This is a genomic window from Sporosarcina sp. FSL K6-1540 (assembly GCF_038620285.1).
Lineage (GTDB): Bacteria > Bacillota > Bacilli > Bacillales_A > Planococcaceae > Sporosarcina > Sporosarcina psychrophila.
Genome location: NZ_CP152018.1, coordinates 271,692 through 293,154 on the forward strand (window position 1 = coordinate 271,692; position 21,463 = coordinate 293,154).

Annotated in this window: 22 protein-coding genes and 1 other annotated feature; all 22 genes read right to left on the reverse strand. The window is 42.9% G+C overall.

What is annotated here, in order from left to right:
• Window positions 1-879 carry an aspartate carbamoyltransferase catalytic subunit gene (locus MKY15_RS01290; RefSeq protein ID WP_342538781.1) on the reverse strand — a complete coding sequence of 293 codons (879 nt, stop codon included), beginning with the start codon at window positions 877-879 and terminating at the stop codon, window positions 1-3.
• A gap of 188 nt (window positions 880-1,067) precedes the next feature.
• Window positions 1,068-2,354, reverse strand: a complete 1,287-nt coding sequence (locus tag MKY15_RS01295; RefSeq protein WP_342538782.1) for a solute carrier family 23 protein — start codon at window positions 2,352-2,354, stop codon at window positions 1,068-1,070.
• A gap of 83 nt (window positions 2,355-2,437) precedes the next feature.
• A complete protein-coding gene (gene pyrR, locus MKY15_RS01300; RefSeq protein WP_067211431.1) occupies window positions 2,438-2,980 on the reverse strand; it encodes a bifunctional pyr operon transcriptional regulator/uracil phosphoribosyltransferase PyrR in 543 nt (180 codons plus the stop codon).
• 429 nt (window positions 2,981-3,409) lie between these two features.
• Entirely contained in the window at window positions 3,410-4,336 is a 927-nt protein-coding gene (locus MKY15_RS01305) for an RluA family pseudouridine synthase (RefSeq protein ID WP_067211434.1), read from the reverse strand.
• Window positions 4,336-4,812 (reverse strand): signal peptidase II, encoded by a 477-nt coding sequence (lspA, locus tag MKY15_RS01310; protein WP_067211436.1) that lies wholly within the window; start codon window positions 4,810-4,812, stop codon window positions 4,336-4,338. Before lspA ends, MKY15_RS01305 begins: the two co-directional genes overlap by 1 nt.
• Before the next feature lie 368 nt (window positions 4,813-5,180).
• A complete protein-coding gene (gene ileS / locus MKY15_RS01315; RefSeq protein WP_342538784.1) occupies window positions 5,181-7,943 on the reverse strand; it encodes an isoleucine--tRNA ligase in 2,763 nt (920 codons plus the stop codon).
• Between the two features lie 129 nt (window positions 7,944-8,072).
• Window positions 8,073-8,290, reverse strand: a binding site (T-box leader).
• Between the two features lie 52 nt (window positions 8,291-8,342).
• Window positions 8,343-8,852, reverse strand: coding sequence for a DivIVA domain-containing protein (locus MKY15_RS01320; RefSeq protein ID WP_067211441.1), 510 nt, complete (start codon window positions 8,850-8,852; stop codon window positions 8,343-8,345).
• A 357-nt stretch (window positions 8,853-9,209) separates the two neighbouring features.
• Window positions 9,210-9,986 (reverse strand): RNA-binding protein, encoded by a 777-nt coding sequence (locus MKY15_RS01325; protein WP_342538785.1) that lies wholly within the window; start codon window positions 9,984-9,986, stop codon window positions 9,210-9,212.
• A gap of 54 nt (window positions 9,987-10,040) precedes the next feature.
• Window positions 10,041-10,316: a YggT family protein gene (locus MKY15_RS01330; protein ID WP_340740442.1), complete on the reverse strand. Its 276-nt coding sequence runs from the start codon at window positions 10,314-10,316 to the stop codon at window positions 10,041-10,043.
• Between the two features lie 25 nt (window positions 10,317-10,341).
• Window positions 10,342-10,791 carry a cell division protein SepF gene (locus MKY15_RS01335; protein ID WP_067211448.1) on the reverse strand — a complete coding sequence of 150 codons (450 nt, stop codon included), beginning with the start codon at window positions 10,789-10,791 and terminating at the stop codon, window positions 10,342-10,344.
• Window positions 10,788-11,480 carry a YggS family pyridoxal phosphate-dependent enzyme gene (locus tag MKY15_RS01340; RefSeq protein WP_067214021.1) on the reverse strand — a complete coding sequence of 231 codons (693 nt, stop codon included), beginning with the start codon at window positions 11,478-11,480 and terminating at the stop codon, window positions 10,788-10,790. The genes MKY15_RS01335 and MKY15_RS01340 overlap by 4 nt, the downstream gene beginning before the upstream one ends.
• A 69-nt stretch (window positions 11,481-11,549) precedes the next feature.
• Window positions 11,550-11,795 (reverse strand): YlmC/YmxH family sporulation protein, encoded by a 246-nt coding sequence (locus tag MKY15_RS01345; RefSeq protein WP_067211451.1) that lies wholly within the window; start codon window positions 11,793-11,795, stop codon window positions 11,550-11,552.
• A gap of 82 nt (window positions 11,796-11,877) precedes the next feature.
• A complete protein-coding gene (gene sigG / locus MKY15_RS01350) occupies window positions 11,878-12,657 on the reverse strand; it encodes an RNA polymerase sporulation sigma factor SigG (RefSeq protein ID WP_067211453.1) in 780 nt (259 codons plus the stop codon).
• Between the two features lie 94 nt (window positions 12,658-12,751).
• Window positions 12,752-13,462 carry an RNA polymerase sporulation sigma factor SigE gene (sigE, locus tag MKY15_RS01355; RefSeq protein WP_082786644.1) on the reverse strand — a complete coding sequence of 237 codons (711 nt, stop codon included), beginning with the start codon at window positions 13,460-13,462 and terminating at the stop codon, window positions 12,752-12,754.
• The gene (locus MKY15_RS01360; protein ID WP_342538786.1) at window positions 13,452-14,306 is read right to left on the reverse strand and encodes a sigma-E processing peptidase SpoIIGA; all 855 of its coding nucleotides are present in this window, start codon (window positions 14,304-14,306) and stop codon (window positions 13,452-13,454) included. The genes sigE and MKY15_RS01360 overlap by 11 nt, the downstream gene beginning before the upstream one ends.
• 668 nt (window positions 14,307-14,974) lie before the next feature.
• Complete coding sequence (gene ftsZ, locus MKY15_RS01365) at window positions 14,975-16,153, reverse strand: cell division protein FtsZ (RefSeq protein ID WP_067211458.1); 1,179 nt, start codon at window positions 16,151-16,153, stop codon at window positions 14,975-14,977.
• A gap of 41 nt (window positions 16,154-16,194) precedes the next feature.
• Entirely contained in the window at window positions 16,195-17,478 is a 1,284-nt protein-coding gene (gene ftsA / locus MKY15_RS01370; protein WP_067211461.1) for a cell division protein FtsA, read from the reverse strand.
• 97 nt (window positions 17,479-17,575) lie between these two features.
• On the reverse strand, window positions 17,576-17,944 hold the full coding sequence (locus MKY15_RS01375; protein ID WP_067211463.1) for a small basic family protein: 369 nt from the start codon (window positions 17,942-17,944) through the stop codon (window positions 17,576-17,578).
• Window positions 17,945-17,947: 3 nt separating this feature from the next.
• Window positions 17,948-18,667 (reverse strand): DUF881 domain-containing protein, encoded by a 720-nt coding sequence (locus tag MKY15_RS01380; RefSeq protein WP_067211465.1) that lies wholly within the window; start codon window positions 18,665-18,667, stop codon window positions 17,948-17,950.
• Window positions 18,668-18,691: 24 nt separating this feature from the next.
• Window positions 18,692-19,411: a DUF881 domain-containing protein gene (locus tag MKY15_RS01385; protein WP_342538788.1), complete on the reverse strand. Its 720-nt coding sequence runs from the start codon at window positions 19,409-19,411 to the stop codon at window positions 18,692-18,694.
• A complete protein-coding gene (locus MKY15_RS01390) occupies window positions 19,395-20,183 on the reverse strand; it encodes a cell division protein FtsQ/DivIB (RefSeq protein ID WP_342538789.1) in 789 nt (262 codons plus the stop codon). Before MKY15_RS01390 ends, MKY15_RS01385 begins: the two co-directional genes overlap by 17 nt.
• Before the next feature lie 15 nt (window positions 20,184-20,198).
• On the reverse strand, window positions 20,199-21,290 hold the full coding sequence (ftsW, locus tag MKY15_RS01395; protein WP_067211470.1) for a putative lipid II flippase FtsW: 1,092 nt from the start codon (window positions 21,288-21,290) through the stop codon (window positions 20,199-20,201).
• Window positions 21,291-21,463: the final 173 nt, after the last annotated feature.

Sequence of the window (21,463 nt, forward strand, 5' to 3'; positions counted from 1 at the left end):
TCAATTCCTCCCTTTCAATACTGTTTCTAATACGGCCATCCGTATGTATACACCATTTTCCATTTGTTTGAAAATCCGTGATTTCGGACATTCGATTAAGGTATCTGCTATTTCCACACCTCGGTTAAATGGTCCGGGATGCATGATGATTGCATTTTCTTTCATTAGCTGCTCGCGGGCTTCTGTCAGGCCGTATCTTTCATGATAACTTTCACCAGCAAAAGTTATTTCTGCCTCGTGTCTTTCATGTTGAACCCGTAGCAGCATAACCACATCACTGTTTTTAATCACTTCATCCCACGAATCCACACTGTTGAATTCGCCTGCCCATTCAGCCGGGCAAAGGAATGTCACGTTTGCGCCAAGCTTCGTCAGAGCATCGGCATTGGACCGTGCAACTCGGCTATGTGTGATATCCCCTGTAATCAGTACGTTCAATCCTTGAAATGAACCAAACTCTTCTTTAATTGTGAATAAATCCAGCAGTGATTGAGTCGGATGCTGACCTGAACCGTCTCCTCCATTAATGATAGAAACTGACGTTCTACCAATCAACTGCTCATAGTAACCATCTTCGGGATGACGGATAACAAGTGCATCGACACCTATTGCTTCGAGCGTTTTGACTGTGTCATAAAGCGTTTCTCCTTTTAATGTACTAGAGAAGCTGGATTCGAATGGCAATACATCAAGTCCGAGTTTCCGTTGTGCCATTTCAAAACTCATTTTTGTTCGTGTGCTCGGTTCAAAAAATAAGTTACTGACACTATATTTCCCGGGCAATTCTCGGACTCCACGTTTTTTGAATGTATCAGCACGATCAAGGATTGCCATAATTTCTTCTTCAGTCAGGTGTTTCATCGAAACAAGATGCTGCATCTGGTTTGTCCTCCTTTTATTGAAAAGCTTAATGGCCTGGGTGCTGAAGCCTAGACATATTGAAAAACGAGCCTTCCCGATAAACGGAAAGGCTCGTTAGGTATGACAATCCAAACCCTACACTTATTGTGCAGAATGGGTGTCAAACGAACCTTTCCCTGACTCTCGGAACAGTGTTAAAAGGTTTTCTATTCTTTTTCGTCAACTAGACTTTCATTTGTTCTCCCCGGCAGGACCAAGTTGAGTATCACACCGATAATTGCCGCTAGGGCCATTCCTTCAATTTGGAAAGTATCACTAAATTCGATGCTCGCCCCCCCGATTCCAATGACTAGAATGACTGAGGCGATGACAAGATTACGCTGGCTGCCAAAATCAATTTTGTGATCCACGAGCATGCGCAAACCAGATGAAGCAATAATTCCGAACAAGAGAATTGAAACCCCGCCGAGCACTGCCGTCGGAATCGTCGCAATCAATGCCATCACTTTTCCTAAGAAGGAGAAGGCTATGGCGAAAACAGCAGCTCCTAAAATGACATAGACACTGTAAACTCGAGTAAGCGCAAGAACACCGATATTTTCACCGTATGTCGTTTTAGGTGGACCTCCTGCAAGACCACTTATGAGTGTTCCAAGTCCATCACCTAGTAATGAGCGGTTCAATCCTGGATTTTTTATGTAATCTCTTCCAACGATTCGTCCAAGGACAAGTTGATGGCCGATATGCTCCGATATTGTGACAATTGCTATTGGCACCATAAGAAAGAGCAGTGTAGGTGTAATGACGAAATCATAATCCACACCTGGAATTAACATTTCCGGAAATTCAAACCACTTTGCTTCCGTAACTTTTGTAAAATCTAAGATCCCGATGAAAGCCGAGTAAATGTAACCGACGATGATGCCGATTAGGATTGGCATTAAGCTAATGATTCCCTTGAAAAACATGAGGCAGATGATAGCAGCTGCTAGCGTAACAAGTGCAGCCGAGAAATGAAGCAGGTTATATACCTTTTCATCTCCAACTTGGATGGTACTTGCCATGCTGATTGCAGTTGGTGAAAGTGCCAGTCCAATTACGATGATGACAGGCGCTACAACAATCGGTGGCAAAACTTTCATGATCCAATTGTAGCCCGTTTTCCAAATGAGCAATGAAATAATTCCGTAGACAAGTGCCACAAACATGCTTCCTATCATCGCACTGCCAATTCCACCCGTTTGAGTTGCGACTTGTATCGGGATAATGAAGGCGAAAGATGAGCCTAAGTACGCCGGCACTTGGAATCGTGTAACAAGGATAAAGACGATTGTTGCAATACCACTTGTCAGAAGGGCGATTGCCGGACTTAATCCGACGAGCTGAGGTACTAATATTGTTGCTCCAAACATGGCAAACATATGTTGTAAACTAAGGATAATCCACCTAGCTGGTGCCGGTTTTTCATGCACATCTAACACTTTTTCATCCATTGCCAATACCCCCGTGCGGATTACTTTATTTTGTATTCATATTATGTTGAGATAAAGAATCCCCTTATAAGGCACCTTCGCTACTATTTAGAATGAATCGACACGCTATCTTTGCCATCTGTTTCTTCTACACTCACGACGACTCGCTCATCACTTGAAGTTGGGATGTTTTTACCGACGAAGTCTGGTCGTATTGGCAATTCACGGTGACCACGGTCAACAAGTACTGCTAGTTGGATTGATGCTGGTCTTCCAAGGTCCATAACTGCATCCATCGCTGCCCGAACTGTTCTACCTGTATAGAGAACGTCGTCTACCAAAATTACTTTCATATCTGTCACGTCATGCTTGATGTCTACCTGCTGAACAAGCGGTTCATTGTTACTATGTTTCAACGTGAGGTCATCCCTATATAGTGTGATATCAAGTTCACCGGCTTTAATCGGTTTTCCTTCGATAAGTTCAATCTTTTCAGCAAGTCTTTTCGCTAAGAAAGCACCGCGTGTTTTGATGCCGACAAGAATACAAGCGTCAATTCCTTTGTTGCGTTCAATTATTTCGTGTGCAATTCGGGTAACCGCCCTGCCAATTGCCTGTTCATCTAGAATATTTGCTTTTTCCGTCATTTCAACATCCTCCATTTCCTTGTTTACTTCTGTCTTTCGGTCAAATGCCTTCCAGGAGCCGATTGGCTTGGATATTCTCCTATATGAAAAGCGTAAGGCGCCGTCAAGTGAACACAGCCTAAGTTCGCCACATCGTGTGGCAACGTCTGCGTGACCTACATCCTGTAGGCCCGCGACAGGCATAAGACGGATCGGCGAAGCGGCGTTCTTTGCCGTGTAGCTGGTCTGACTTATGACCCGAGAGTCTGGCGCCTGTTGCTAGACATAAAAAACCCTCCCGGCCTAGGATGGCGGGAGGGTATACGTGCAGAAATAAATGTACATAGAAACTGCGCGCAGCAGTTTGACTGTACTTCCGTGCAACCTTCCCAGCCTCTCTGGACTGATGTTAAAGGTATCGCTATTCAATTGCTTCGTTCAGTATACAATTTACTCTTCTGTTTTGTCAACGCTTTTCCTAACTTCATCAACCAAGTCTTTAAAGTCTTCAGGTAGAGGACTGTTGAATTCCAAGTACTCACCTGTTACGGGATGATCAAAACCGAGCGTACCTGCATGCAATACTTGTCCATTAAATTGAAGTGTTTTTTTCGGTCCATATTTCGGATCTCCAACAAGTGGATAACCAATATATTTCATATGCACCCGAATTTGATGCGTTCTGCCTGTTTCTAATCTGCATTCGACAAGCGTATAATCCCCGAACCGTTCGATTACTTTGAAGTGCGTTACCGCATGCCTTCCTTTATCAACGATAGCCATATTTTGTCGTTCCCGTTGATCACGGCCGATTGGCGCGTCAATTGTTCCATTATCATGTGGTATATGGCCATGGACAAGTGCAGTATAAACACGCGTTACTGACCTGTTCACAAGCTGGTCTACTAACGATACATGTGCCTTATCATTTTTCGCGACCATCAAAAGCCCTGACGTATCTTTATCAATACGATGGACAATCCCTGGGCGCACCACTCCGTTAATACCTGAAAGGTCCGTGCAGTGGTGCATAAGACCATTTACGACCGTTCCTGATGGATGACCTGGCGCAGGATGAACAACCATGCCACGCGCTTTATTGACAACGAGTACGTCCTTATCTTCATAGACGATATCGAGATTTAATTCCTCAGCAACCATGTCAAGCACTTCCAGTTCAGGTTCTTCCACCGTCACTATATCTCCCAGTCTTACTTTATAATTAGGTTTCACTTGAATTCCGCTTACTAGAACAAGGCTGTCTTTCAGCCATGATTGAATTTGCGTACGTGACCATTCAGGATTGACTGCAGACAAAGCTTTGTCTATTCGGCTTCCTTTGTGTTCTTCAGTTATTTCAATTTCTATTTTTTCCATTACGACACCTTTTTCTTGTTCTTTTTTTCATCCATAATAATATGAATGATGATCATAATCACACCGACCGTTAACGCTGCATCTGCAACATTAAAGATTGGAAAATCGTAGTTGATAACCGGGATTGTGACATCGACAAAATCGACAACTTCCTTGCGCCACAGACGATCGATAAAATTACCAATCGCACCACCAAGAAGAAACATTAAACTGAATCCAAAGAGCGGTTGCCCTTTCGCTTCTTTATGGAAGAAATAAATAATACCAATTGCAACGGCAACTGTGACAATATAAAATAACCACATTTGTCCTTCAAGCATACCCCAAGCGGCTCCCTTGTTGCGATGAGAAAGAAGCCCTAAATAAGGATCTGCAATGCTAATTTTTTCGCCGAGCTCCATGTTTTTAACGACTAGCCATTTCGTAAACTGATCCAAAATAATGACGAATGCCGCTAATCCGTAATAAATGAACAATCCAAATACCCCCGTCCGACAGATTACGTTCCATTTTACCACATCGACACCTATATGAGCGCGTTTCAACGCTAAATGAGTAATATAAGAAAAGCGCAAGGCGCCGTTTAGCCCCGACAAGCGCTGGAAGTCTTGATGATAAAGGCGTACTATGCCTTTTCAGCAAGAATGAAGCGAAAGGAAGGCAGTCTAAAGTCGCGACTTCCTGTCGCAAAGACTGCATGACCCCCTTCGTGGGGGCCCAGGGGCTGGCGTCTGGAGTCTAGACACCGATCCATGTAAAAAAACTTATGCTTTCTTACCTTTTAAAAAACCGCTGCAACCAGTCTTATATAAAGACAGCAGCAGCGGCTTACAGTTTGATGATTTTACGAATAATGCACTTTTACAACTTCTGCACAACGTGTACATAGAGTAGGGTGTGTTTCGTCTGAGCCGATTGTTTCAGAAATCGTCCAGCAACGCTCACATTTTTCGCCATCTGCATTTTCAACAAGAACACTTACAGCATCCAGTTTCAAAGTACCTTCCGGCATGTTAGCGATATCTCCTTCAGCAAACTTCGATACGATAAAGAATTGTGCGAAGTCAATATCATCCGCTGCGAATACATCTGCCAGTTTTTCAGGGACAGCAACCGTTACTTTCGCTTCAAGCGATTTCCCGATAATTTTACTATTACGCGCTTCTTCCAGTGCCTTCAAAACATCGTCACGAACAAGCATCAATGTTGCGAAACGCTCACGCAATGCCTGTGCTTCTTGTCCAAGATCTTGTGCTTCTGGCATATCTGTCAGCTGAATACTTTCTTCGGTCTTGTGCTCGATAAATGCCCACATTTCATCTGTCGTATGCGGCACAATAGGTGTTAACAATTTCAACAGCGCAATCAGCGTTTCATACATCACTGTTTGCATCGCACGACGATGTGGATGATCTGCACCTTCGATGTAGACAACGTCTTTGGCGATATCTAGGTAGAACGAGCTCAATTCACCTGTACAGAAGTTATTCACTGCATGATAAACACCAGCGAATTCGTAGTTTTCATAAGCTTCACGCACTTCTTTGATCAAATCCTGTAGTCTCACATAGACAAATTTGTCTACTGTACGCAGATTTTCAAATGCCACAGCATCTGTAGCCGGATTGAAATCTGATGTATTGCCGTGTAGGAAACGCAGTGTGTTACGAATTTTTCTATATACTTCAGAAACTTGCTTGAAGTTAGAATCAGAAACCCGTACATCCGCTGTGTAATCAACAGATGATACCCACAGGCGAAGAATGTCTGCACCAAGCTGGTTCATTACTTTTGCGGGAATGATTACGTTCCCGATTGATTTACTCATTTTACGTCCTTCTCCGTCAAGAGTGAAACCATGGCTTAGCAAGCCTTTATATGGTGCATGGCCATTGATGGCAACGCTTGTCGTGAGTGATGAGTTAAACCATCCACGGTATTGGTCAGATCCTTCAAGATACAGGTCCGCCGGGTAAACGAGATCATCCCGTTCTACTAGCACACCTTGGTGTGTTGAGCCTGAATCGAACCAAACGTCCATGATGTCCGTCTCTTTTGTAAACTCTCCGTTCGGACTGCCTTCGTGGGTGAAACCTTCTGGCAGTAAATCTTTTGCTTCTCGTTCGAACCAGACATTCGATCCGTTTTCACGGAACAATTCCGAAACGTTGGCAATTGTTTCATCTGTAATGATTGGTTCACCGTTTTCAGCGTAAAACACTGGAATTGGAACACCCCATACACGCTGACGTGAAATACACCAGTCACCACGGTCTCGAACCATGTTATACAATCTTGTTTCGCCCCATGAAGGTGTGAATTTCGTATTTTTGATAGCATCAAGTAATTCGGTACGGAACGATTCAATTGAAGCGAACCATTGTGCAGTCGCGCGGTAAATAACCGGTTTTTTCGTGCGCCAATCGTGTGGATACGAGTGGGTGATGAATGATAATTTCTTAAGCGCGCCCACTTTGTCGAGTGCCTCTGTAACTGCTTTATTTGCATCTTCATAAAACAGACCTTCGAAGCCTGGCGCTTCATCAGTCATAACACCGCGATCATCGATAGGAGAAAGGGCATCAATACCATATGATTTAGACACGTAGAAGTCGTCTTCCCCGTGGCCTGGAGCTGTATGGACACATCCAGTACCCGCTTCGGCTGTAACATGATCACCGAGCATAACAAGCGAATCGCGGTCATACAATGGGTGCTTCGCAACAACACGGTCGAGTTCAGAACCTTTCAGTTCACGCTCAACAACATGGTCTTCCCAGCCAAGTTCTTCTGCGACAAACGTAAGTAAATCTTTAGCGATAAGGAATTTCTCTTCTCCCGCTTTAACAATAACGTATTCAAATTCCGGATGGACAGAAATCCCAAGGTTTGCAGGAATCGTCCATGGAGTTGTCGTCCAGATTAAGAAGTTAACATCTTCATCAATTACGCCAAGTCCATCTTTCACAGGGAAACTAACATAGATAGATGGTGATTTCTTATCCTGGTACTCGATTTCCGCCTCAGCAAGTGCAGATTCACTTGATGGTGACCAATAAACTGGTTTCAATCCTTTATAGATATATCCTTTTTTAGCCATTTCACCAAACACTTGAATTTGACGCGCCTCAAAAGCTGGTTTTAGCGTGATATATGGATTATCCCAATCGCCACGTACACCAATCCGTTTGAACTGGCTACGCTGATTGTCAATCTGGCCAAGCGCATATTCCTCACACATTTTACGGAATTCTGCTACTGACATTTCTTTTCTTTTTACGCCTTTGTTCACTAATGCCTGTTCAATCGGCAGTCCATGTGTATCCCAGCCTGGAACGTATGGCGCGTGGAAACCTGTCATTGATTTGTGGCGGATAATCATATCTTTCAATACTTTGTTCATGGCGTGACCCATATGAAGATCACCATTCGCATATGGAGGACCATCGTGTAATACGAAGAACGGGCGACCCGCAGTTCGTTCCTGTACTTTTTTATAAATGTCCATCTCTGCCCATTTTTCTTGCAGTAATGGCTCTTTGTTAGGTAAGTTACCTCTCATCGGGAATTCTGTTTTCGGCATAAGTAATGTATCTTTGTACTCCATGTTTTTTCCTCCTTTAAAATAGAAAAGCGCAAAAGGATCGCAGCCTTAGCCACGTCCTGTGGCTAAGACCCCATACCTACATCCTGTAGACACAAGGCACAGGCAAAAATAAAAAAATCCCCACCCCTAAAAAGGGACGAAGAATTATTCTCGCGTTACCACCCTACTTGTAGCAAACGAATTTGCTACCACTCAGACACCATAACGGGGTGTTTCCGGGATCACGTAAATTATTCCGCAATCCAGCTCGAGAGTGATTTTCATTTCCAATCCGTTGACCGGGCTTCCACCGCCCCCGGCTCGCTATTCTCAGATTTGGAAGGTACTTTCTCTTTCAACGCCTGTTCTAAATATATGCCTATAAGTATATGTGTGAATTAAGACTAAAGTCAAGTTTCCTTATGAATCCAGGTCGGCTGCCATTTCTAAACGTTCCGCATCGATTTCATACTCAAGTAAAACGTCCCAATCATCTGACTGAATCAGATCAAGTTGCGCTTCAATGAGCATTTTAAAACGTGTACGGAAAACCTTCGACTGTTTCTTAAGATCTTCAATTTCCACAGAAATTCTACGCGCGCGGGAAAGTGCCTCATTGACAATTCGATCCGCATTTTTTTCTGCTTCCTTGACAATCAATTTCGATTCTTTCATAGAGTTGCGACGAACGTCTTCCGCAGCTTCCTGAGCGATAAGAATCGATTTTTGTAGCGTTTGCTCGATTGAGTTAAAATGGGAGACCTGTTCTTCTGATTGTTTCAAATTGCTTTTCAATGTTTTGTTTTCTTCAAGTATATTTTCAAAATCTTTCATGATTTGTTCCAAAAACTCATTTACTTCATCTTCATCATATCCACGAAACTTATTGGCAAATTCTTTATTATGTATATCAAGTGGTGATAAAGCCATTTAAAGCATCTCCCCTTTAACTTATTCATTCTCTATTATACATGTTAAGGCATCAGATAACAGTTCTTTTTCAAACTATAATCTGATAAAGTGAAACTTCAATCAATGGAGAAGTTCCATTCCATTGATTGTTAAGGAACTCAGATTACGAACGCCGCGTCCTGCGGCAACATCTGAGTGACCAACATCCTGTTGGCCCGAACCAATCGGGCTTTTACGGGCAGTTGCCCCCACTTACGCTTCCGCGCTAAGGATAAGTCTTAAAATTGGGGGCTTATGACGTACAGGATGTACTAATGCCGACGTTGCCACAGGACGTGGCGATTTTAGTCGGCCTGCCCGTTAATGCGGGACAAGTCATTCTAATTTCCCAACAATGAGACGAATTTTATCTTTACGCGTTCTTCCTTCAATTGCGATCACTTTAAAACGGCCAGAACCTCTAATTGATATCATATCTGACTCTTGAAGTTCAAATGCAGGCTGATCCCTAACAGCCCAATTCACTTTCACTTTTTCCCCATGCACAAGCGTCGCCGCTTTTTGGCGTGGAATAGTTACTAATGCCGCTGTTACTACATCGAGTCGTAATGAACTAACGATATGCATTTCCTCTGTCCATGTATCTGTCGTGACAATCCAGTCTTCCGGACGATTACTTTCTTCAACCGTCACTTTCGCTTTCCCAATCGATAAAAAATTAGCCGTCATATAATCCTTTAACTCATCTGCGACCGCAAACTGGACTTGATCACCAACCACTCGGATGTCCCCGAATTTCGAACGGTCGATGCCTAATGACATCATCGAGCCCAGGATGTCCTTGTGATCAAGTTGCAAAAACTTAGAAGCATACTTCACATCAAAAATAGCTATTCGATAATCGACTGGTTCTGGTACATAATAATCTGGATAGATAAGAACTCTTCGTCTTTCCGCTTCCGGAAAAGCTCCGTACAATCCGACCAATAGCATCGAACTGCCCGCAAGAGATTCTACAATGCGCTGCTGCCTAGGATCCAAGAATCCTGTTAGTTTTGGTGAATAAGTATCTTCCACTTCACGTATCCAGCCAATCGCCATTTCGATGAAAGGCTGTTCATCTTTTCTGAAATGCTGTAGTATAGTTTCCATTTCTCCGGCTCCTTATAGAAAAATCCTCACATAAGTGAGGACGACGTAATCATTTTATAACAACATCATAAATATTGCTTCAACGCCATCAGAGATAAACCTCAACGCAAATATACCAACGATTGGTGAAATATCAATCATTCCAAGAGGTGGAATGAATTTTCTGAAAAACCCTAAATAAGGCTCGGTAATCTTCCCAAGTATTATACCAAACTTAGTTTCACGAGAAGCAGGTATCCATGACATTAGTATATAGATAATAAGAAGTATTGAGTAAATCGATATTGCTCCTGTTATTCCTTGATAAATTAACCCTAAAATATTTTCCATTCTGTTGGTACACCTCATTCAATTTCTATCGTTCAAAATAATCGGAGATTGCACCAGCAACTTCCACATTCTCCGGTACGCAAAGGAAAATATCAGTTCCTATTCGCTGGATGTCTCCTCCAAGCGCATAAACAGTACCGCTTAGGAAATCGACAATTCGAATTCCTTGATCACGCTCAATTCGCTGTAAATTCACAACAACTGCACGCTTATTTTTCAAGTGTTCAGAAATGTCTTGCGCCTCCGCATAGACACGGGGCTCAATAAGAATAACTTTGGAAGACTTTTGGACACTTTGCAAGCTGACAACCGTTGCTGACTGTTGTGGTTCGCCTGCTACTTGCTTCCTCATTGGTGCTCTGCTGCGTGGCTGCTCCTGCGCAGGACGCTGTTCTTCCCGGCGTGGCTGTTCTTGTACTTCTTTTTCTTCATCGTCTAGGTAAAACCATTTCTCAAACTTGTTTTTAATGCTCATACGTCTCCCTCGCTTTCTGCTCCGACAAGTGCAGTCCCGATTCTTACATGAGTTGCACCTTCTTCAATAGCGATAATGAAATCATTTGACATTCCCATGGACAATTGAGTACAAGGTGCATGTGGCAATTTTTTTGCCGAGATGCCGTCTCGAAGCTCCCTTAACGAGCGGAATACGGAACGAATCTCATCCATATCCTTTGTGAAAGGAGCCATTGTCATTAAACCTATAATTCGAATTTTATCATAAGCCGCCACATCTTCAATAAAGCTATCAAGTTCAGCTGGTGTTACACCTGATTTACTTGATTCACCAGAAACATTCACTTGAATGAAACAATCAACAACATGATTGGAACGCTTATGAATTTCCTTAACCAAACTCATTCGATCAACAGAATGTAAATAGTCAATTCGATTGATGATTTCTTTCACTTTTCTGCTTTGAACATTACCGATGAAATGCCAGATGGCACCACTTTGTATCGTTTCCTGTTTCCCTAGTAGGCCTTCAGGTCGATTTTCGCCAAGATGTCGGATGTTTTCTTCCAGCACCGCAGATGTTCTTGCTGTCGAAACTTCCTTCGTAACAGCAACGACCGTAATTTCAGATCTGTTTCGACCTACTCGGTCACAAGTTGCTTGTATATCTTGTTCGATTTTTTGTATTCGTTGCTGTAGATTTCCCATTATAATCACTACTTTTCCTCAATCTTTCACTTCATTGTACCAACCTAGGCTGAACATATCAATAATGAATCATTTTTCTGCATTCTTTTTGCCCACAAGCACAATATCTTTACCGATTGTTGTAATCTCTTTAAGATTGACCTTTTTCGTATCCTTGTCTTTTGTATCAAAAAAACTGTTCCGTTCTCCACCACCTACGTGCAAGGATTCAACTTTTCCAGTTACAGTGTCAATTGTTGCATCCTGGACGAATCCAAGGAACGTTCCCTTAGTAGCGTCGATAACTTCTTTTTTTTGTATTTCTGAAAACCTCATAAAATCCCTCCTTACAATGAATATATGCACATAGGCACGAGAAAAAACGCAATGCAGTTAGCACATTGCGTTACATTTATCATTATTGTTCCATCCCTTCCCGAATGGTTTGAACTGCACTCTTCTCCAATCGGGAAATCTGGGCTTGTGAAATGCCTAGTTCCTTAGCGATTTCGGTCTGCGTTTGTCCCAAATAAAAACGTTTTGAAAGAATTGATTGTTGTCTTTCATCCATACTAGATACAGTTTCTTTAACAGATACATACGTCAGCCACCGTTCTTCTGAAACCGTTTTGTCCTGTATTTGATCCATCATAAATACTGGATCACCGCCGTCACCGTTCATAGGCTCATGAAGGGACATTGGATCTTGAATTGCATCAAGGGCAAAGAGAATATCATCGGCGGGTATACCTGTTGCTTCAGACAAATCCGATATTCTCGGTTCTCTTTGATTATCATTAATGAACTGCTCTTTCGCTCTTATTGCCTTATAAGCGGTATCTCGAAGTGATCTTGATACTCGTATTGAATGATGATCACGTAGATGTCTTTTAATTTCTCCAATAATCATCGGGACTGCGTATGTTGAAAATCTGACATTATGTTTCAAATCGAAGTTGTCAATTGATTTAAGCAAGCCGATACATCCGACTTGAAATAAATCATCCGCTTGTTCCCCCCTGTATGCGAATCTTTGGACCAGACTTAGGACGAGACGCAAATTGCCAATGACGAGCTCTTCCCTTGCTGCATGATCTCCGCTCTGTAACCTGATAAACGTTGCTTTCATCACGTCGTTTGTGAGTAACGGCAATTCGGACGTATCGATTCCACAAATTTCAACTCTTGTACGCACCATTAGCTTTTCCTCCGCATTCTGTAGATGACTGTACAAGATAGTCTGTCCGCAGTCGTCCAGAATATGCGGAAATTCGCATCGCCAATTTCACCCATTATGCAATCGGATGATTCAAGCTTTCACGCAGTTCCGAGATGATTTTTTTTTCGAGCCGTGAAATATAGGATTGAGAAATCCCAAGCAGTTCTGCTACTTCTTTCTGTGTCATTTCCTCTTGTCCCGTCAAACCGAAACGGCATTCCATAATATAACGCTCTCGTTCATCGAGACTCGTAATTGCTTCAATCATATGCTGGCGCTCGATTTTTCTTTCGACATCATCAATGATAATATGCTCATCTGTGCCAAGAATATCCGATAATAGTAATTCATTACCGTCCGCATCTGAATTTAACGGTTCATCAAAAGAAATCTCAGATCGTGTTTTGTTTGTTTTTCGAAGATGCATCAGAATCTCATTTTCAATACAGCGGGATGCATATGTGGCTAACTTGATGTTTTTGTCGGTCTTAAAAGTTTCGATTGCCTTTATAAGTCCGATTGCACCTATACTGATAAGATCTTCAATATGTGTATTTGTGTTATCAAAACGACGTGCAATGTAAACAACAAGACGAAGGTTTTTTTCAATTAGTCTGTCACGCGCGTTCATATCGCCTTCCATAAATGCTTGGATTGTTATTGCTTCTTCTTCCCGGGTCAACGGCTTTGGAAGGGACTCATGACCTCCGATATAGTATGTGCCGCTTTTCCTTTTAAAAAAGCTAGTGATTATCGACATCCATTTTCTAAATTTATACAGCATAAGCAGTTCCCCTCTCCCCGTTTAATGACTCCATTGCGGATACATGCAAGATTGCTCCCGCACCGTCCGGATAACGACGATCATTCTTTGTCACTACAATATAACCAGGTTGCAGCACGTTCCCTTCTCCTAAAACCCATTGCTTGAATCGAAAACCAACTGCCCAAGACTGTCCTTGCACCGTTACTAACCGAATCAGCCTTATTTGTTTGTGATAGCCCTCAGGAAACTCCGACATTGAAGGTGTTCCTTGAGGATTCCAAGCAAGCAAAGGCTTCATCAAATCTTCCGGTATATGCTTTTCCAGCACCTTTAACGAAACAAAATGGACTGGAGAACCAGACAATGGCTCCGTGCAACCGTTACCCGAATCGACGAATACATCAACCTCTACTTCAGCACCCCAAATAGAGAGAACTGAAGAAGCACGAAGCTCGGAAACATGGCGTGCAGTTCTGACATCAAGCCATTTTTTCCTCATGAAATAAAGAGAAATGTATGCGACAACTGCATAGGCAAGAACTGTAAACGCTGAACTGGACATATGGATGCGATATTGAAAAGCCGTTAGTAAACCACCAGCAAATACCGCCCCTATCAAAACCATTGTCGCAGATTTTTTCCACAGCTCAAAAGCCTTTCCAAAAGCGCAAACAGTCATGCAAATAAAAGATAAAACCAAAACACTCACCGATGATGGAAAAATAACGACAGGCATCGCACCCGCAAAAGAGGCGAACAATAATCGTCCGCGGGCGGCTTGTACGTTTCCTACTTTGTTGGCGAATGAAAGAATTGCATAATTGAATAGCATATTCACTCCTACAATGAGTTCCCCATACATAAGCCGCCCTCCCTGACAACAACGATAGCACCTATGGCGTAAAATGTTTGTCGGAACTAGGGGCAGACAAAAAAAAGAAATCGACAGGATTCGATTTTAGATATCGAGCGTTTTAGTTAGTTGAATGAAGAGATATGATCGGTTAATCGGGGTATATGATTGGTTGGCCTGTTATATGATTGGTTAGACATGCTTTTTGATTGGTTGGCACGTTATATGATCGGCTAGACATGCTTTTTGATCGGTTCGCTCGTAATATGATCGGGCAGCATGCTTTATGATTGCTTGGCTCGTTATATGATTGGTTAGCATTTTTTTTGATTGCTTGGCCTGTTATATGATCGGTCAACATGCTTTTTGATTGGTTGGCCCGTTATATGATCGAGCAGACATGCTTTTTGATCGCTTGGCCTGTTATATGATCGGTCGGCCATACTTTTTGATTGCTTGACCTGTTATATGATCGGTCGGCCACGCTTTTTGATTGTTTGGCCCGTTATATGATCGGTCAGTCATGCTTTTTGATCACTTAGCCCGTTATATAATCGGGCAGCATGCCAACAATAATCAGACATCACCTAATCCACTTCATAGCTAACTAAACGTAAAAAAAGCTTTCCAGAAAGCGCGGTTGCACTTTTTGGAAAGCTTTTGGTCTTACATCATTATTAACGACGACGATTGCGTAAAAACGTCGGAATATCGAGCGTGTCATCTTGTTGATTACCTTGAGGTTGGCGTGTTGGTTCCGGTTGTTGGAACTGTGGCGCTTCCTCTCTGCTACGCTCACGTGTTGGTGGCTGTTGAGTTGGCGGTTGCTGCTCACGCGTTGGCGGTTGTGTACGACTTGCACCGAAGCCCGGGCTTCTTGCAGGACGAGATACGGTAAGCTGCTCTTCGCTGAAGCCTGTTGCAATGACTGTTACGATAATTTCATCCTTCAAGTTGTCATTGATGACAGAACCGAAAATCATATTCACATCTTCATCTGAAGCTGAAGCAACGATATCTGCAGCTTCCTGTACTTCGAATAGGCTCAAGTTTGAACCGCCTGTGATATTCATAAGTACACCTTTTGCACCGTCGATTGACGTTTCGAGTAGTGGGCTTGAAATGGCTTTTTTCGCCGCTTCAGCCGCACGATTTTCTCCCGTAGACATCCCGATTCCCATAAGAGCAGAGCCTTTATTGGACATGATTGTCTTAACGTCTGCAAAGTCTAAGTTGATAAGTCCAGGTACAGCGATCAAGTCGGAAATACCTTGAACCCCTTGACGTAGCACATTATCGGCTTCACGGAAAGCTTCGAGCATTGGCGTATTTTTATCTACAATTTCAAGCAATTTATCATTTGGTATGACGATTAGTGTATCCACAGATTCTTTCATAGATGTTATACCGCCGATTGCCTGTGTCTGGCGTTTTCGTCCTTCAAAAGTGAACGGCCTAGTAACAACACCAACAGTCAGTGCACCCAAATCTTTCGCAATTTGTGCGATGACTGGAGCAGCCCCAGTACCTGTTCCACCGCCCATACCTGCAGTAACGAACACCATATCAGATCCGCGCAATGCTTCTTCGATTTGTTCTCTGCTTTCTTCGGCAGCTTTTTTACCAACTTCCGGATTCGCACCTGCCCCAAGTCCGCGTGTCAATTTGCCACCTATTTGTAACTTCACTTCAGCAGTCGAAAGGTTTAGTGCCTGAGCATCTGTATTAACTGCGATAAATTCCACACCTTGCACACCATGTTCAATCATTCTATTTACAGCATTATTACCGCCACCACCTACACCAATTACTTTGATGACTGCTAACGCGTCAACATTCGTATCGAATTCTAGCATCGTCTCTCCTCCTAGTCCATTTCATACAGTTGTTCATTGAATCATTCGAAGAAATTGTCAAAGACTTTCTTTGCTTTATCTAAAATACCAGGTTTCTTTTCTTTGTTCCGGTCTACTGACTTTTTCTTGTTGACCGGAGCCGGCGTATGATTATCAGAAGCCGAAACTGTCGCTGACTCAGGGACATGACCAAAATAAGAATCTTGCATATGTGCATAGCGTATAAGTCCTACCGCAGTTGCATACATCGGTTCTCTAACCCCGATATACTCTGGTGTATGAATACGGACCCTTGTTTTCAACACATGTCTTGCTAATTGTAGGATACCATCCATCTTCGTTATACCACCGGTCAATACGACTCCACCTGGTAAATCATGTACGCCCATGCGGTACAGCTCTTCCAGAACGAGATCAAAAAGTTCTTCAAGCCGAACACCGATAATTTCCGATATGTATCTTTGGCTGTACTGATCTTTTGAATCAGCACCAATGACAGGTACTTCAAACAATTCATCATCCGATGCATCATCTGAGAAAGCATGTCCATACTGATGCTTAATTTTTCTTGCCTGCTCAGTTGGCGTTTTCAAAATAATTGAAAGATCTTTTGTAATATGATCCCCGCCAACTGGTATGACTGCTGTCGCCATGAATCGGTTTTCGCCAAAAATGGAGACTGTGGTAGAACCACCACCGATATCAATAAATGCACTGCCGTGATTCTTTTCATCATTCGTCAGAGCAAACGTACCGGCAGCAAGCGGTTGCAAGTAGATTTCTTGGATTACAAGACCTGCTCGTTCCACGCAGCGTAGTATATTATGAATAAGTGTTTTTGATGTAGTAATAAGCGTTCCGTCCATTTCAAGCCGGACACCGATCATTCCCCTTGGATCCGTTATTTCATCATAATCGTCAACAATAAATTGTTTCGGAATGATGTTAACGATTTCCCGATCAGGTGGAACTGACATGACCTGCGCTGATTTCATAACCCGATCGAGGTCGTCATCAGTAATTTCACGATTTTCCGAGTTAACTGCAACAACTCCTTTGACGTCCTGTAACGAAACGCCATTTGCAGGAATGCCCAGAATGACTTCACGGATTTGCATCCCTATCATTCTTTCGGCCTGGTCAACCGCTTTTCGGATAGATTGGACAGTTGCATCAATATCGATGATTGTCCCTTTCCGAATTCCCGCAGATTGAACATTGCCAACTCCGATAACGTGCAAGGATCCGCCATCCACTTCACCTACTAACACCTTAACTGACGAAGAACCTATATCAAGTGATACATATAATTCTGATTGGCTCAATTACTGGCACCTCCCAAATCAACTCTTAACTCCCATTCTATTGCATTGGGAGTGCATTGTCTAAATATTTTCGACATCTCTTATTCAAACCCCTTCATTAATGTGCATTTGTGTTGGTAACTTTCCCTCGCTCTGCCCATTTAACAAGCAAAATCCTTCTAATAACGGCGATATTTTGGAATAACCTTACACCGAATGCAAAAATTGCCGCAAGATATAAATCGACTCCTAGATGCACTCCTAAAAATGCCAGTGCGGCCGCCAGTACTATGTTAAAGAAGAATCCAGATACAAACACCTTATCATCGTATACTTGCTGTAAATGAGCCCTGATGCCCCCGAATAGCGTATCAAGGGCAGCCAGTACAGCAATTGATAAGTAATTTTCATATACCTGTGGAATTTGAATGTCTGATAATAGACCCATCGAAATTCCGAGTACAAGACCAAGTAATGGTAACCACATAAGTCATTCCCCTTTCGGCAATTCCTCTAAAAACTGATTTTCCAGCCTTTCTGGATAACCGCGGATTTCCACCGCCATTTCTGGTTTTCCAACTTCAAGGATTAAATCATCCAGATAAAAGTCATCGTGAATCGCCGAGGCTACTAAATAATTGTATACTTTTTCACTGTCTGCAAAGGTCGGAGAAATGATTTTCATGGAAAAGGGCGGTGTTGAAACATTCAACCCATTCACAGTGGTCATTCCATTAATATCTCTGATGGAGCTCAGTATCGTATATCGTTTGCCATCAATTTCAAAAATGAGGCCTTTAAAACGATTCAACTCATTGACAAAACGAGTGAGTAGATCTGGAGATATTCCGGTGATTGGTACACCGAAGGCCACACTTTCAGCAGCTGGCCGAACTTTGATAATAATGCCCGGTCCTTCAACGTCAGTAACACCCGCTTGCCGATAGAGCTTGTCCACTGTTTGGGTTAGCGCCCTTCCAGTGTTTTCTATATTTAACGATTTGTATGTGAGTATTGTCTTGTCCAACTCCCGAATTTCAGAAAGCAATTCAGAGTGAAACTGCTTTTCACTTGCCAGGTCTTGACGGATTGCCCAAATGTCCCTCGTATCTCGTTCTTCTGGGTTTTTCATCGAATTGAATTGGATGGCAGTCATAAACCCGACAAGGAGCAAGATCAGCGTGAATCTCCAATGTATTGTTTTTCTCACCCGTCCAACCCCCTACACCAATACTCAACTCTCATTGCGCAAAGCCGACAGCCTAATATCCTTTGATTGTTCTGTAGTGACCACGATATTATCCCTGATCAGGCTGTCGATCACACCACCTTTTAAATGTAAGGCTGAAGAAAGAACGTTCATATCACCAATCGCCTCTATAACAAATGGCGCCGGATAAGTTCTTCCATCAACCGTAATGACTGGTCCTGTGCATTTTATATAAGAGTTTGATGTAATTCGTTGTCCATTTATCGCTAATCCTTGCGCTCCTGAAATCCTTAATTCATTGACGACCCGAAGTATATGACTTTCATGAACAATATAATCGTTCGGGTTCTGTTCAACAGGATCATAATCGGCATCTTTCAAAGTAACTTTGAGACCTTGTCCGATAGCAGGGATTGCACCAAGCAGCAAGCGAAGATTTTTCGCCTCATCAACGAGACTGGCATGATCCTTCTCCCCCATGGAGAAAGAACGTTCATACTCACGTATCTCTTCCTGCTTGGCGGCGATTTCATCGGTCAGTTCCTTATTTCGTTCCTGCTGACTGATTAGTCCTTCTCGGTAATCCTCTTCCTTGTAAAATGCAGGCGACTGGGTACTATCGTTCTCCTGGTTTATGCCGAGGGTTCGATATGAAAACGCGAGGATGAAACCCAGCACAAGAAATACAACTGAAAAAAGAATACTTCTGCCCCTCTTTTTGTATGCATCATTCACCTTCTTCATCGATCGGCTCTTCCTCCTCTACTAACCCGTATACCTTACTAAAAGGAGTGAAAAACGTCCCAACTTCCATATCTATTACACCTTTTTCATAACTGTTCAATTGGGCTGTTACATCTGGATAATAGGCCATTTTTTCAGCAAACGTTGAGATGAATGCGCGGACCTCGAATCCATCGTCCATATAGACCGTAATACTATCCGAATCCTTTTCATCCCCTGTAACAATAATTTCTGAAATCAGGTGATAGACAGTGTCGTCCAGTTTCAGCAACTGTGCTGTTATCCGCTTCAGTGTATCAGGGTTTTTGAAATTATTTAAGACAGGCGATTCAGCCTCAGGCAACAACATACCGGTTGGGAACGTTTCCCCACTTTCTAACAGTAAACTATATTGTCCCCCGTCTTCAAGGTAGGCAATCGTCTTCCATTCGGTAATTACGATTTCAATATTCCTAAACCATTCCCGTGACACCGATACCTTTTGTACGCCTTCAATTTTCTCCATAGATTCTTCGATGTCACCGGTACTGAAGCTCCAAAGAGAGTTGTCTATTGTTAAACCACTTTTTTCTTCATAAAATGCCTGCTCATGTAGAACGGCACCACTAACCTTAATCGTCTCTAGCTTACTAAGGGGTGATTGAAAATAAAGGATAGCTAGGAGTGCAACAACAAACACAGTCAACATGAACAGGAATTTTTTATTCGTTTTTCTGCGACGCTTTTCCCGCAAGGATGGAATTCGCTCTTCGATGTCAATGACTTTGTCCATTTTGCCCCTCCTCTATCAACTCGTTTTTTTGCCCACTGTAAAATGCATGATGGTCCCTGCCGCTATCCACGTCGTCATCAAAGATGAGCCGCCATAGCTTATAAAAGGCAATGTGACACCCGTTACAGGCAAAAGCCCTGATACCACACCGACATTCAAAAACGTTTGAAAAATGATCATTGAACCCATGCCTGCAACCATCAGAAATGCATATCGTCCTTTCGTTCTGATTGCAATTCCGAAAGTTGATGCCAATAAAACGGTAAACAGCAACAATACCAACGTCGCCCCAATGAATCCTGATTCTTCCGCGATAATCGAAAAAATAAAGTCATTTTGTGGTTCGGGCAAATAGAGATACTTCTGACGGCTATTGCCGTAACCATGACCCACCAATCCTCCGGGCGCAATCGCAAACAACGACTGAATTCCTTGGAAGCCCTTACCAAGAGGATCACTCCATGGGTCGATATACGATTTGATGCGATCCAATCTGTAAGGCGCCGCGGCAATTAGTGCAACAAAAGCACCTATTCCAGCAAAACCAAGAAAAGCGAAAAATTTTAGTGGGTATCCTGCAATGAATAGAATAACGAACGCAGAGACAATCATAATAACAGCGGAACCAAGATCGGGTTGCAACATGATAAGAGCAGCAGGTAGCAGAATCAGTCCAAAGTGGCTAAACTGAAAAATACCTTTTCCTTGAATTTTGTCCAAGCTGCACGCCAGTTTCCCAATAAGTGCAACTTTGACGAACTCGGCTGGTTGAATACTGAACGGGCCAAGTGCAATCCAGCTTTGTGATCCGTTCCGCATTGCGCCAACCCCCGGAATAAGGACAGCAACGAGTAACAAGATTGTCATCCAATATACAAATGTCCATGTTTTCGGACTCGATGTCAGAGGGCTTTTCATAATTACAAGTGCAATGCCGATTGACACCGCCATATAAATTGCTTGTTTCACGATAAACGGAGAGGAGTCGGCATAATGCACCGCCCCCCAATACGAACCGGCGGAATGGACAAAAGCCAATCCGATGAATGATAGCGCTACGGCAGAAACGATAAATGACGTTTTCAACTTAGCTTCCAGTGAACGCATCCTTCCGCAAATTTGCTGAATCAACTAAATGACTATATAGATATGTTGAAATAAAGAATCCTACCAACAACGCTTGGCGCTAGGGGATGCCTCCCACAATAAGCCGGACCGAAAATCACTGGCAGTCTTATTGCTTCGACTCCCCCTGTAAGGCGCCTACGCTAGTTTATATA

Excerpts from the sequence above, each read along its gene's own strand:
- MKY15_RS01390 (WP_342538789.1), bottom strand. The coding sequence starts at position 20,183 with ATGGACAAAGTCATTGACATCGAAGAGCGAATTCCATCCTTGCGGGAA.
- MKY15_RS01325 (WP_342538785.1), bottom strand. The coding sequence starts at position 9,986 with ATGGAAACTATACTACAGCATTTCAGAAAAGATGAACAGCCTTTCATC.
- MKY15_RS01305 (WP_067211434.1), bottom strand. The coding sequence starts at position 4,336 with ATGGAAAAAATAGAAATTGAAATAACTGAAGAACACAAAGGAAGCCGA.
- ftsW (WP_067211470.1), bottom strand. The coding sequence starts at position 21,290 with ATGCGTTCACTGGAAGCTAAGTTGAAAACGTCATTTATCGTTTCTGCC.
- MKY15_RS01295 (WP_342538782.1), bottom strand. The coding sequence starts at position 2,354 with ATGGATGAAAAAGTGTTAGATGTGCATGAAAAACCGGCACCAGCTAGG.
- MKY15_RS01345 (WP_067211451.1), bottom strand. The coding sequence starts at position 11,795 with ATGAGGTTTTCAGAAATACAAAAAAAAGAAGTTATCGACGCTACTAAG.
- MKY15_RS01320 (WP_067211441.1), bottom strand. The coding sequence starts at position 8,852 with ATGGCTTTATCACCACTTGATATACATAATAAAGAATTTGCCAATAAG.
- MKY15_RS01375 (WP_067211463.1), bottom strand. The coding sequence starts at position 17,944 with ATGTGGTTACCATTACTTGGTCTTGTACTCGGAATTTCGATGGGTCTA.
- MKY15_RS01335 (WP_067211448.1), bottom strand. The coding sequence starts at position 10,791 with ATGAGCATTAAAAACAAGTTTGAGAAATGGTTTTACCTAGACGATGAA.
- ileS (WP_342538784.1), bottom strand. The coding sequence starts at position 7,943 with ATGGAGTACAAAGATACATTACTTATGCCGAAAACAGAATTCCCGATG.
- MKY15_RS01360 (WP_342538786.1), bottom strand. The coding sequence starts at position 14,306 with ATGTATGGGGAACTCATTGTAGGAGTGAATATGCTATTCAATTATGCA.
- sigE (WP_082786644.1), bottom strand. The coding sequence starts at position 13,462 with ATGCTGTATAAATTTAGAAAATGGATGTCGATAATCACTAGCTTTTTT.
- pyrR (WP_067211431.1), bottom strand. The coding sequence starts at position 2,980 with ATGACGGAAAAAGCAAATATTCTAGATGAACAGGCAATTGGCAGGGCG.
- MKY15_RS01385 (WP_342538788.1), bottom strand. The coding sequence starts at position 19,411 with ATGAAGAAGGTGAATGATGCATACAAAAAGAGGGGCAGAAGTATTCTT.
- MKY15_RS01330 (WP_340740442.1), bottom strand. The coding sequence starts at position 10,316 with ATGGAAAATATTTTAGGGTTAATTTATCAAGGAATAACAGGAGCAATA.
- sigG (WP_067211453.1), bottom strand. The coding sequence starts at position 12,657 with ATGGTGCGTACAAGAGTTGAAATTTGTGGAATCGATACGTCCGAATTG.
- ftsZ (WP_067211458.1), bottom strand. The coding sequence starts at position 16,153 with ATGCTAGAATTCGATACGAATGTTGACGCGTTAGCAGTCATCAAAGTA.
- MKY15_RS01290 (WP_342538781.1), bottom strand. The coding sequence starts at position 879 with ATGCAGCATCTTGTTTCGATGAAACACCTGACTGAAGAAGAAATTATG.
- MKY15_RS01340 (WP_067214021.1), bottom strand. The coding sequence starts at position 11,480 with ATGGGAAATCTACAGCAACGAATACAAAAAATCGAACAAGATATACAA.